Here is a 12,081-nt window from a genome sequence, read left to right as displayed (position 1 = left end):
TTGATGATTAGAATAAACTACACCGTTTAGTTAATCAATAGCCTTTCATGCCTTTATGCCATCCAGCAAAAAAATCTTAATCATTGTCTTAGCCCTGGGCGCGAGTGCGGGAGGGTTTCTTTATTGGCTGCAAGCCGTCCATCCTTACGAGAGCACCGATAACGCCTATCTGAAGGCACACACCAGCTTGATCAGCCCCAAGGAAGCCGGCTACGTCAGGGAAGTATTATTTCAGGATAATCAGCAAGTCTCGCAGGGCGATTTACTGGCGGTAATTGACGATCATGATTTCCAGGCCAGATTGGCTCAAGCCGAAGCGCAAGTGTCATTAGAGAAAGCACACATTCAGACGCTGGAAACCGACAAACACACGCAAAGCGCCAAGATTCGCCAGGAAGCCGCCAATATTGCCGCTTCCGAAGCCGATCTGGAAAGGGCCGCGAAAGATTTGAAACGCTTCGGCAACTTGGCCGAGGAAGGCGCGGTTTCGACGCAGACCCGGGATGCCGCCGAATCCACGCATAAACAGGCGAATGCCCAACGGGATAAAGTCCGCTCGGCCCGTCAGGAAGCGGAAAGCCACCTAGCGGCCTTGGATGCCCAGATTGAGGAAACGCGCGCACGGCTCAAAGCCGCCGAAGCCAATCTGGAACTGGCTCGCATCGATCTCGCCAATACTCGCATCATGGCGCCCATGGCGGGCATTATCGGCAACCGTAGCGTACAGCTCGGGCAACTGGTCAAACCCGGCAGCGTGCTCGGCCATCTCATTCCGACCAAAGGGCTGTTCGTGGAAGCCAATTTCAAGGAAACCCAGATCGCCAGGATGCGGCCGGGGCAAGCGGTGGAAATCAGCGTGGATGCTTATCCCGACCAGGTTTTTGAAGGCGTAGTGGATAGTTTCGCTCCGGCATCGGGCTCCGAATTCAGCTTGCTGCCGCCGGAAAACGCTACCGGCAACTTCACCAAGATCGTGCGGCGGGTGCCGTTGAAGATCGCTTTCCAGCCGGGTTCCGATCTGAGCCTGTTACGGCCGGGGCTTTCCACGGTGATCAAGGTCAAAGTGCTGTAAGCAGACATGACAACGACGACAGAGTCAACAGCCATGGACGGTAACGCCGCGCCGGAGCATCAGTCGGTCAGTACCGAGCAATGGATCGGCTTTTTCGCGATGGTATTCGGCATTTTCATGGCGATTCTGGACATCCAGATTGTTGCCAGTTCGCTGGAGCAGATTCAGGCCGGATTGTCGGCGACTCCGGACGAAATCACTTGGGTGCAGACCGCCTACCTGGTGGCGGAGGTGGTGATCATCCCGCTGTCCGGCTGGCTGGCAAGAGCCTTTTCGACGCGTATCTTGTTCGTGCTGTCCTGCGGCGGCTTTACTTTAATGAGCCTGTGCTGCGTGCTGGCCTGGAATCTGCCGTCCATGGTGGTGTTTCGCGCTTTCCAGGGCTTGTTCGGCGGCGCGATGATACCGACCGTGTTTGCGGTGATTTACACGCTGTTTCCGCCCAGGCTACAGTCGGCAATGGTGATTGTGGTCGGCATGGTGGTGATGATTGCCCCTACCGCAGGTCCGGTGCTGGGCGGGTATCTGACCGAAGCCGTGTCGTGGAAGGCGCTATTCCTGATCAATCTGGTGCCGGGCGTGCTGGTGTGCCTGGCTACATGGCGATTCGTCCGGGTCGATGAACCGGAGTGGGAGCTGCTGCAAAAAATCGATTTTCTCGGCATCGTCTACATCGTGGTCTTTCTCGGCAGCTTGCAGTTCGTGCTGGAAGAGGGCGTGCGCGAACAATGGTTCGAGAGCCGGGAGATCGTCTTTTTCAGCCTGATCGCGGCGCTATCGGGCATCGCGCTATTTCATCGCGAACTGACTATAGAGCACCCCATCGTCGATCTGTGGGCATTCCGTAACCGCAATTTCGCGGTCGGCTGCACATTCAGTTTCATACTCGGCATCGGCATGTTCACGCTGATGTATCTGGTGCCGGTCTATCTGGCTAGCGTCAAAGGCTTGAACAGCTTGCAGATCGGCCAGTACATCATGGTCACCGGCCTGTTCCAGTTGTTGTCCGCGTTCGTCGCCGGGCCATTGGCGAAACGCATCGATTCACGGCTAATGCTGGCACTGGGCTTATCCGGCTTTGCGCTGGGTAGCTGGATGAACGGCAATCTGACCTATGAGTCGGGCTACTGGGAATTCTTCTGGCCGCAGGCGATTCGGGGCTTTTCATTGATGTATTGCTTTTTACCGATCAATTCCCTGGCGTTAGGCACCCTGCCGCCTGAGGAAGTGAAAAATGCCAGCGGGCTTTATAACCTGACGCGCAACCTGGGCGGTGCAATTGGCCTGGCCTTGGCGAATACCTTGCTAACACATCTCAACAAGCAGAATTATGCGCTGTTGCGCGAGCATGTAACGCCCGGCTCGCCGCAGGCACAAGCGCTATTGGGCGGTTTGCAGGAGCGCTTGTCCGGCGCCGGCTTGCCGGACGCGGAATCGGCCGCACTGAAGCAGGTTTACGGATTGTTGATGCGCGAAGCCGAAGTGCTGACCTTGAATACCCTGTTCCATGTCTTGGCGCTGACTTTTTTGCTGGCCTTGCTATTGATGCCTTGGGTCAGAAAAGTATCGGCGCCATCCAGTGAAGCCGTTGGCGGGCATTGACCTATCGACACCACTGGATGCGTTCTTCTCACGTTTCGACTGCCTGGAAAAAGGTCGATTAACGGAGCAAGCCGGGCAGTGAATTAATCGTCCTCATCCGGGATTTGCCCCCTGAATTCTTCCGACAGCAGCATTTGCCCTCCGGAAACCACCAACTGCTCGCCTGCGCTGAGGCCGTTTTCGACAAAATAGCCGCCGGACGTGACTGAGTAGTGGCCGATAGGGCGACGGCTGAATCGCTCTTCAGCGATTTTAATGTAAACAAAGGCCTGATCCATATACCAGATTAACGCCGACTTCGGTATAACAACCCCGAACCGGCTTTCACCCTGCTCAGGTATCCACGCCGCAACGCGCATGCCGGTCCGGATAGGGTTATCGCCAGGGATGGTGTGTATGCCGCAAGACTGCCCGGAGCAGTCGCGGCGGCCATCAGCCTGGAAGAAGTAGCTTTCCCCTTGCGCGGTAGCATCTGTTTGCGGCGCCACAGAGATCAACTCGGCTTTAGTCGCCGCGCCACGGTTACCCGAGGCTTCAACCTCGATACTCTGAATCTCGTTTGCCAGTCGTTTATTAACCGGCAAGGTAATGTGCAATAAGGTTTTCTTGCCAGATAAAAAGTCGCTCAGCGGGTCGGCATCGACAGATAACGCCCACTCAGTCAGCTTTTTACCCCAGTTGAGACGGGCTTCGTCAATGATAGCCTTGCCTTGAACGCCGCTGGCATCAAACAGGGCTTTATCGGTTTGCCATTGCGCTTGCTGAACTTGCAGGTTATGTTTTGAGGCCACGCCTTCACGGTACAAGTCCTGCTGCCTCTTGATATTCTGCTCAGCCTGCTTAAACCTCGCCGTAGCGCCGCTGCGCTCAGTTAATGCGACCAAATACCGGTTCCGCAGCTCGATCAGCGGTTGGATGTTGACCGCTTTTCCATAAGCCGTGAATTCAGGGTAATCGCTGGCCGAAGTAAGCGTTATTGTCTGCAAGCCGGATAACGATTGGGCTTTAGCGGTCAGGGCAATAGCTCCCTGCGCTGCGCTGGGGACAGGCTTATCGTCATCATCTGCCACAGCGGAAGCGATGCCGAGCATAAAAAAGCAGGCGATTACAGGAGCATTCATGTGAGAAACAAAGTAAGTCTATAGGTTTATTCATGTTATAAGATTTCCATTCTTAAATGCATTTTTTTGTTGTTTTTAAAAAATTGCACGTTATCCTAAAACAAAGCAACTATTTATAATATTCGGAGATTATCATGAGCGACGTACCAGGTAACTTAAAGTACGCAAAAACCCACGAATGGGCGCAACTGGAAGACGATAACATCATTCGTGTCGGCATAACTGATTTTGCGCAGGAAGAATTAGGTGATTTGGTTTATATTGAGCTGCCGGAACTGGGGCGTAAAGTTAACGCGCAAGAACAATGCGCGGTAGTCGAATCGGTAAAAACCGCCTCCGATTTGTTCAGCCCGGTTACCGGCGAAGTGGTCGCCATCAACGATGCCTTGGTCAATGAGCCTGAACAGGTCAATGACGATGCTTACGGAACCTGGCTGTTTTGCATAAAAGCGGATAACCTTTCCGAACTGGACGCATTAATGAATGCGGATGCTTATCAGCAATTGATTGAGCAATAACCCGTTTTATTTACTTGTAACGAAGCTGACACACATATCTGTGTAATATTTACTTTTTCATTTACAAATATTCGTACAAATAATGGCAAACCAAAACGCAAAAGGCCTTAAACGCCTGATTAATGCCTGCTACTTCTCTGTTGCCGGTTTTAAAGCGACCTGGACGCATGAAGAAGCATTCAGACAGGAAGTCCTCCTGTTTGCAATAACAACCCCTCTGGCGATCTGGTTGGGGGAAAACTCTATTGAGAAATTGCTGTTGATCGGCAGCATCGTTTTAGTGATGCTGGTCGAACTATTAAATTCAGCGGTTGAGGCCGTAGTTGACAGGGTCGGCCTTGAGCATCATGAATTATCGGGGCGCGCCAAGGATATTGGCTCGGCCGCTGTTATGATGTCACTGGCTTGGGCAGCCGTGACTTGGGCGTTAATTTTACTTTAAGCGACTGCTCCCGGCAGTCTGCGACATTACATACATTACTAGCAAAAAAAGGAAAGAACACAATGAGTGCATTAATATGCGGATCTATGGCTTACGATACTATCATGGTCTTTCATGATAAGTTTAAGCATCACATTTTGCCGGAAAAAATCCACATCCTGAATGTATCGTTCCTGGTTCCGGTAATGCGCCGCGAATACGGCGGTTGTGCCGGCAACATTGCCTACAACATGAAATTGCTGGATGAAGAACCGTTGATCATGGCGACAGTCGGGCATGATTTTGAGCCGTATGCCCAATGGCTGGCTCAAAACCAGTTATCCACTGAGTACATTCAAATCCTGGACAACAGCTATACCGGCCAAGCCTACATCACTACCGATGAAGAGGCTAACCAAATTACGGCATTCCATCCCGGCGCAATGAACTTTTCACATTTAAATTCAGTCCCGACTGACCGAAAAATCAGCATCGGCATCGTCTCGCCCGACGGCAAGGAAGGCATGCAATTGCATGCCGAGCAGTTCGCGGAATTGAATATACCGTTTATTTTCGATCCGGGCCAAGGCATGCCGATGTTTAACGGCGAAGAACTGCTTAAGTTTATAGATCAAGCTACCTGGGTCACATTGAATGACTATGAATCCGAGTTAATGCAGGAACGTACCGGCCTATCGCTGGAGCAAATGGCTGAGCGGGTTGACGCACTGATTATTACGCTGGGCGGCCAAGGTTCCCTAATTTATACCCGCGGCCAGTGCATTACTATTCCGGCAGCCAAACCCAAAGCGATACTCGACCCGACAGGGTGTGGCGATGCTTATCGCGCCGGACTTTTATACGGACTGATGAATGAATTGGATTGGGAAGTGACCGGCAGGATTGCTTCGTTGCTGGGCGCTATTAAAATCGAAAATAACGGCACCCAAAATCATGCCTTCGATATGGATAGCTTCAAACAACGGTACCGCGAAAATTTCGGGGCTTCGCTTTAATTCTCAACGGCTCGGCAGTTAACGCGAATGCTATGGATTTGACCGATAAATAAGGATAAGATTTAAGGCAACTTATAAAGTCTGTCAAAATCCGCCTAACCAACCCGGCACTGCTTTTTGTTGTGTCGGGTTACGCTTACCTCATAATCTCCCCTTACCAGATTACAACAAGCCTCCATGCTAAAAAACACCCAAAAACTATTAGACATCATGTCGCGACTGCGTCACCCGGAAGAGGGCTGTGCATGGGATGTCAAACAGGATTTCACCAGCTTGATTCCTTACCTGATCGAAGAAGCCTACGAAGTCGTCGATGCGATTGAACGCAATGACCTGGATGATTTGCGCCTGGAGTTAGGCGACCTGCTGTTACAGGTGGTGTTCCATTCCCAGATTGCGGAAGAACAAGGGCTGTTCACTTTTGAACAGGTCTCGGAAGGTATTTGCGACAAGCTAATCCGCCGCCACCCGCATGTATTTTCCGATGCCGTTTTTACTACCGATGAAGAGCGTCACCAGGCCTGGGAACAGGCGAAAGCCATCGAGCGCCAGGGAAAAAACAAAGCCGAGGAACAAGAAAGCGTGTTATCAGGCGTGGCCCGCAATCTTCCGGCATTGATTGAATGCGAAAAAATACAGGATCGCGCGGCAAACCACGGTTTTGATTGGCCGGATGCGCTACCTGTTTTCGATAAGGTACTGGAAGAACTGGATGAGGTCAAAGAAGCCTGGCAATCCGGGGATCAGGCGCATATTCAGGAAGAAATCGGCGATTTGTTGCTGGTGGCCGTCAATTTGGCTCGCCATTTGAATGTCAATGCCGAAGTCGCACTTAAGGAAAGCACTAAAAAATTCTCCAGACGCTTTCAGCATATAGAACAGCAAGTTAAAGCATCCGGCCTGAACCTGAAAGACTGCGAACTGGCCGAATTGGATGCTTTATGGGATCAGGCAAAACAAGCCTTAAGCAAAAAATAGGTCAAACAAAGCGGGGCGTCCATCTCTGGTCGCCCCAAACACACTCACTAAAACTCTTGCCACTCATCAGCATTTGCAGTCACTGTTTGATTTTTTGGCTTGGCAACAGCCGCTCTTGCCGGAGCTCTGAAATATTTTTTCAAACGCATAATTGCAACTCCGACTGCGCTTGAGGCTGAAGCGAACGGAGATCCGTTGCCTAACATAGCTTCCGCCTCGCTGAATTTTTTTGCATTGATCATGTTAGCGACTTTTCCAGCCTCGATATGAAAGGTCGCATGCTTGGTTACACATTCCGCATAACTCGGCTGATGGGCAAGATAAGATTTAATATCGCCATGTAGCCACTTACCGAAATCACAGCAATCATCTCTTGATATCGTTGCTGCATCCATTTCTTCGCCTTTTGATATGGCGGTACGTAGTTTTACTTTCCACTCAGAATGTTTATCAAGCGCGTTATCCAAGTCTATCCCGACATTGCTTGGCAGGGATATATTTTGATAAGGCGCTTTCTCGACAGGTGCACTTTTCATGTTGGCTTGATTAACGATACGTACCGGATCAGCATTAAAAGATTCAGAAAAACCGTGCGAATTGCCATCCAATTTAAAGTGCGACGCTGTAACTGCCAGACTTTGCGTTTGTTCCTCCAGCGATTCTGCCGCAGCTGCGGCTTGCTCAACCAATGCGGCATTTTGCTGGGTTGCATCATCCATTTGCGTGATGGCTTGATTGACTTGCTCGATGCCGGACGTTTGCTCAACCGAGGCGGCACTGATTTCGGACATGATGGCCGTCACGCCGCGAATGGAACTCACGATTTCTTCCATGGTTTTCCCTGCCTGGGCAACCAGCTTGGTGCCGTCTTCAACCTTTTCTACCGAATCGCCAATCAAGCCTTTGATTTCGGCGGCTGCCGCAGCAGCGCGTTGCGCCAGGTTACGTACCTCGACGGCTACCACCGCAAAGCCCCGGCCCTGTTCTCCGGCACGGGCCGCTTCCACAGCCGCATTCAGGGCCAGGATATTGGTCTGGAACGCGATACTGTCGATTACGGAGATGATATCCTCAATCTTCCGGGACGATTCATTGATGTCTGCCATTGTCGCAATCACGTCGTTAACCACTTTGACGCCTTGGCCTGCGATGCCGGTTGCGCCGACAGCAAGCCGATTGGCATGTTTGGCATTATGGCTGTTCTGCTGAACAGTGGAGGTCAGCTGTTCCATACTAGCGGCGGTTTCTTCCAAGCTGGCAGCCTGTTCTTCAGTGCGATGAGACAGGTCATTGTTACCCGCAGCAATTTCTTTAGACGCAGTACTGATGGTATTAGAAGCGTCCTGAATCTTGCCAAGCATGTCCTTGAGGTTTTCCACCGTGACATTGACAGCTTCCTTAACTTGGCCAAAAGTGCCGGGATAATCTTTGCTGATCGTTTGCGTTAAGTCGCCTTGAGCCAGGGCCTTGGCGACACGTTCAACATCGCCAAAACCTGCGTCACAGGTTTCGCTTAACCTGTTAAGGCCATCCAAAATATCTTTAAACATAAACTCGAAGCCGGCGGTATCAACACGACACGAAAAATCGCCTTGAACCCCAGCTTCCACCATGTCTTTAATTTCGCTGCTCACTGCGAGCAAGGCTGTTTTAACGCTCGTTACAGCGGCTGATACCTTGGCTTTATCTCCTGGCATACTATCTATATCCCTGGAAAAATCACCTTTGGCATATTGACCGACAATATCGACGACTTGCATTTTTACTGCAACGTGACTCGCCACCAGCCCATTAAGCTCTTTCGCCATCTTACCGTAGGTGCCGGGGAACTGACTGGCATCGATATGTTCATGGATCCAACCTTCGGCATGTTTTTTCGCCATGCCGCCTTGGGCCAAGACAAAATTATTAATCGAATCCTGCATAAGCTTCATCGAACGCAACAACTCACCTATTTCATCTGTTTTCTCAACATCAATGCTGGAGCTCAAATCACCGGCTGCAATAGCCGCAGCCACCTGCTGTGCAGATTTCAATGATCCGGAAAGGCTACGAGTCAACAGGATTCCAATCAAACCCAGGATTGTCACGCCGAGAACAACGATGGCTATTCCAACATTCAGTAGTAATTGATGACGACTTTGAGCAGCGTCATATTCTTGTTTCGCGACATCTTTTTGTAACTTTATTAAAGCATCAATACTTTCAAGAACAGCGAGATTGATAGGGCGCATTTTTTCACGGATATGGGCTGCCAGTTTTTCCTTGTCGCCCGCTTTGATCAACTCAATAGCGGGATTTAAACCCTCAGAAAGGTACTTGGCTCTAACATTAGTAAATTCATCCACGAGTACTTTTTCTTCATTCGTAAGATAAGTTTGTATGTAGGCATCCCATAGTGTGTTGGTAATCGCAGTATTGTCATTTATTATCTTTAGATTCCGATCTCTTTCATCCGCAAAAACAAGGGCATGTGCAATTTTCAGGCGAGTGTCAAGTTGCTTTGCCTTAATTTCAGAAAGATCTGCTAAAGGAACCGCTCTATCGAGATAAACGGTTTGTAGCCCGGCATTAGATTTTTGCATGCCAACCAAGCCCATCGCGCCCAGGGTAACCGCCAGCACAGCCGAAAAAGTGACAATCAAAAGCAAGCGGATTTTAATGGTGAAATTATTAAACATGATGGAGTTATGTAATTAAATTTATTAATGTTGGTGATAACCGGCCATGCTTCGACGGCAGACTTTGAATAATATTTCTAACAATGGAATTCTATTTGATCATCTTTTTCTTTTGTGATCTTTGATCTGATCCAGTTCAGCCCACACAAAAATTACAGGTTTTAAAATTAGCCGTTCCGCAGCCGAACCGCTAAGACATCGCACCCGGCGTAATGCAGTACGCTATTTGCGGTTGATCCCAATAATAGCGCCAGCCCATGCCGTCCATGGGAACCGACGACAATCAAATCGATCCGCTCCTGCCCGGCAAGCCGGACAATCTCCTGTTTGGGCGATCCCCAGATTAGCCAACGGTTAGCTGGGGCGACGCCTAATTGATCGCCAACCTGCATCAACCGTGTTTTCTCCGCTTCAAGCAACTCGTAGCCCGAATCTTCCGTTAACGAAATCACTGCGCCGTACCCGGTATCCGGCATCGGAATGTTATCCAGTACGTGAATAATGCTTAATTTAGCCTGGTATTTTTCAGCCAAAGCTTTCGCTCGTTGGGCAACCGCTTCGCCATGTTCGCCATAATCTACGGACAATAAAATATGTTGATAAGCGCCCATTGTGTTTGCCTTAAATTTTGATAATTATTGATTTTGGATAAGTGTATATGAATTCCTTCTTCTACCAAATGAAAAACCCTGCGCAGGCACAATATGACGATGCGCCAAGCGAGGGTTATAGAGAAGAAAACAATAAAAAAGCCCTTTCCAAAAGAAAAGGGCTCTAGTGCTAAACTTTATGGTAAATATCGGCGCCTTCTTCAAGGAACTGTTTGGATTTTTCATCCATGCCTTTTAACAAAGCCTCTTCTTCTTGGATGCCTTTTTCCGCCGCATAATCGCGCACATCCTGACTGATTTTCATCGAGCAAAAATGCGGGCCGCACATAGAGCAAAAATGCGCAACTTTGGCGGACTCTTTAGGCAAGGTTTCATCATGAAATTCACGGGCTTTTTCAGGATCCAGGCCGATATTGAATTGATCTTCCCAACGGAATTCAAAGCGCGCTTTGGACATCGCGTTATCGCGCGCCTGCGCGCCGGGATGGCCTTTTGCCAAGTCGGCTGCATGGGCGGCGATTTTATAAGTCACGATACCTTCACGGACATCCTGCTTGTTCGGCAAGCCCAAATGCTCTTTTTGAGTCACGTAGCAAAGCATTGCACAACCGTACCAGCCGATATTGGCCGCGCCTATCGCCGAGGTAATATGGTCGTAACCGGGCGCAATGTCGGTGGTCAGCGGGCCTAAGGTATAGAATGGCGCTTCGCCGCATTCTTCCAGTTGCTTGTCCATGTTGACCTTGATCATGTGTAACGGCACGTGTCCTGGGCCTTCGATCATGGTTTGCACGTCATGCTTCCAGGCGATTTTGGTCAGTTCGCCCAAAGTTTCCAGTTCGCCGAATTGTGCGGCGTCGTTGGCGTCATAGATTGAGCCTGGACGCAGGCCGTCGCCTAATGAGAAGGCCACATCGTAAGCTTTCATGATTTCGCAGATTTCTTCAAAATGCGTGTACAAGAAACTTTCAGTGTGATGTGCCAGACACCATTTCGCCATGATCGAGCCACCACGTGACACGATACCGGTCATGCGTTTTGCGGTAAGCGGCACATGATGCAAGCGCACCCCGGCATGAATCGTAAAATAATCCACGCCCTGCTCGGCTTGTTCGATTAAAGTGTCTCGGAAAATTTCCCAAGTCAGGTCTTCAGCTTTGCCGTTAACTTTTTCCAAAGCCTGATAAATAGGCACAGTACCGATAGGCACAGGAGAATTGCGCAAAATCCACTCGCGGGTTTCATGGATGTTTTTGCCGGTGGACAAATCCATGATGGTGTCGCCGCCCCAACGGATGCCCCAAAGCATTTTTTCGACTTCTTCCTCGATAGACGAAGTCACCGCCGAGTTACCCAAATTGCCGTTGATTTTAACCAGGAAGTTACGACCGATAATCATCGGCTCCAGTTCGGGATGGTTAATGTTGCAAGGAATAATCGCCCGGCCTCTGGCCACTTCGTCACGGACAAATTCAGGCGTAATAACATCCGGAATGGATGCACCGAAAGAATCGCCGGGATGCTGGTCTTTCCATAAATGGTGCATTTCTTCCATTTTTTGGTTTTCACGGATGGCGATGAATTCCATCTCCGGCGTGATAATGCCCTGTCTTGCATAGTGCATTTGCGACACATTTTTTCCCGCTTTAGCTTTACGCGGTTTGCGGATATGCTCAAAACGCAGCTCGGCGGTCGCGGGATCATCAAGACGCTGACGGCCGTATTCCGAACTGGGACCGGACAATTCTTCGGTATCGTTTCTCTCTGCAATCCAGGCAGAACGAATGGCGCCAAGGCCTTTTTTTAAGTCGACTTCAACATTGGGATCGGTATAAACCCCCGAGGTATCGTAAACATAAAGCGGCGGATTTTTTTCTGCGCCTTTTTCCGCGCCAAAATGCAGCGGAGTATCGGATAAAGTAATTTTGCGCATGGGAACTTGTATGTCGGGGCGGCTGCCTTGAACATATATTTTTTCCGATGCGGGGTAGGAATCAATCTTTACGCTACTGGCTTCAGCCGACGTAATTTCTTTAAGGACAGCGCTCATGTTATCTCCAA

The 12,081-nt window shown here is 50.0% G+C and carries 10 protein-coding genes; 6 read left to right on the top strand and 4 right to left on the bottom strand.

Translation table 11 applies throughout. The features are described from left to right. Nucleotides 1-55 precede the first annotated feature (55 nt). Nucleotides 56-1,072 carry an HlyD family secretion protein gene (locus tag M0R47_RS02595; protein ID WP_292549888.1) on the top strand — a complete coding sequence of 339 codons (1,017 nt, stop codon included), beginning with the start codon at nucleotides 56-58 and terminating at the stop codon, nucleotides 1,070-1,072. A 33-nt stretch (nucleotides 1,073-1,105) separates the two neighbouring features. Beyond that, nucleotides 1,106-2,674: a DHA2 family efflux MFS transporter permease subunit gene (locus tag M0R47_RS02590; RefSeq protein WP_292550158.1), complete on the top strand. Its 1,569-nt coding sequence runs from the start codon at nucleotides 1,106-1,108 to the stop codon at nucleotides 2,672-2,674. Between the two features lie 83 nt (nucleotides 2,675-2,757). Here M0R47_RS02590 and M0R47_RS02585 read toward each other — a convergent pair whose 3' ends face one another. Next, nucleotides 2,758-3,795, bottom strand: coding sequence for a hypothetical protein (locus tag M0R47_RS02585; RefSeq protein WP_292549885.1), 1,038 nt, complete (start codon nucleotides 3,793-3,795; stop codon nucleotides 2,758-2,760). Nucleotides 3,796-3,929: 134 nt separating this feature from the next. Here M0R47_RS02585 and gcvH point away from each other — a divergent pair, with 134 nt between their 5' ends. The 4 genes from gcvH (at nucleotide 3,930) to mazG (ending at nucleotide 6,728) form a co-directional block, all read left to right on the top strand. Continuing rightward, the gene (gcvH, locus tag M0R47_RS02580) at nucleotides 3,930-4,313 is read left to right on the top strand and encodes a glycine cleavage system protein GcvH (protein WP_292549882.1); all 384 of its coding nucleotides are present in this window, start codon (nucleotides 3,930-3,932) and stop codon (nucleotides 4,311-4,313) included. A gap of 82 nt (nucleotides 4,314-4,395) precedes the next feature. Further along, a complete protein-coding gene (locus M0R47_RS02575; protein ID WP_292549879.1) occupies nucleotides 4,396-4,755 on the top strand; it encodes a diacylglycerol kinase in 360 nt (119 codons plus the stop codon). Nucleotides 4,756-4,817: 62 nt separating this feature from the next. Further along, nucleotides 4,818-5,750, top strand: a complete 933-nt coding sequence (locus M0R47_RS02570) for a carbohydrate kinase family protein (RefSeq protein WP_292549875.1) — start codon at nucleotides 4,818-4,820, stop codon at nucleotides 5,748-5,750. Between the two features lie 177 nt (nucleotides 5,751-5,927). Next, nucleotides 5,928-6,728 carry a nucleoside triphosphate pyrophosphohydrolase gene (mazG, locus tag M0R47_RS02565; RefSeq protein ID WP_292549872.1) on the top strand — a complete coding sequence of 267 codons (801 nt, stop codon included), beginning with the start codon at nucleotides 5,928-5,930 and terminating at the stop codon, nucleotides 6,726-6,728. 47 nt (nucleotides 6,729-6,775) lie between these two features. Here the strand turns inward: mazG and M0R47_RS02560 are convergent, their stop codons facing one another. The 3 genes from M0R47_RS02560 to thiC all read right to left on the bottom strand — a co-directional run bounded on the left by M0R47_RS02560 (nucleotide 6,776) and on the right by thiC (nucleotide 12,070). After that, the gene (locus M0R47_RS02560) at nucleotides 6,776-9,409 is read right to left on the bottom strand and encodes a methyl-accepting chemotaxis protein (protein WP_292549869.1); all 2,634 of its coding nucleotides are present in this window, start codon (nucleotides 9,407-9,409) and stop codon (nucleotides 6,776-6,778) included. Nucleotides 9,410-9,576: 167 nt separating this feature from the next. Beyond that, entirely contained in the window at nucleotides 9,577-10,020 is a 444-nt protein-coding gene (locus M0R47_RS02555) for a universal stress protein (protein WP_292549866.1), read from the bottom strand. 169 nt (nucleotides 10,021-10,189) lie between these two features. Continuing rightward, nucleotides 10,190-12,070 carry a phosphomethylpyrimidine synthase ThiC gene (thiC, locus tag M0R47_RS02550; RefSeq protein WP_292549863.1) on the bottom strand — a complete coding sequence of 627 codons (1,881 nt, stop codon included), beginning with the start codon at nucleotides 12,068-12,070 and terminating at the stop codon, nucleotides 10,190-10,192. Nucleotides 12,071-12,081 lie beyond the last annotated feature (11 nt).

The organism is Methylobacter sp. (assembly GCF_023227905.1).
In the GTDB taxonomy this organism is placed as follows: Bacteria; Pseudomonadota; Gammaproteobacteria; order Methylococcales; family Methylomonadaceae; genus Methylobacter_A.
The sequence above is the reverse complement of the archived record's forward strand: the minus strand, read 5'-3'. Positions and strand labels throughout refer to the sequence as shown.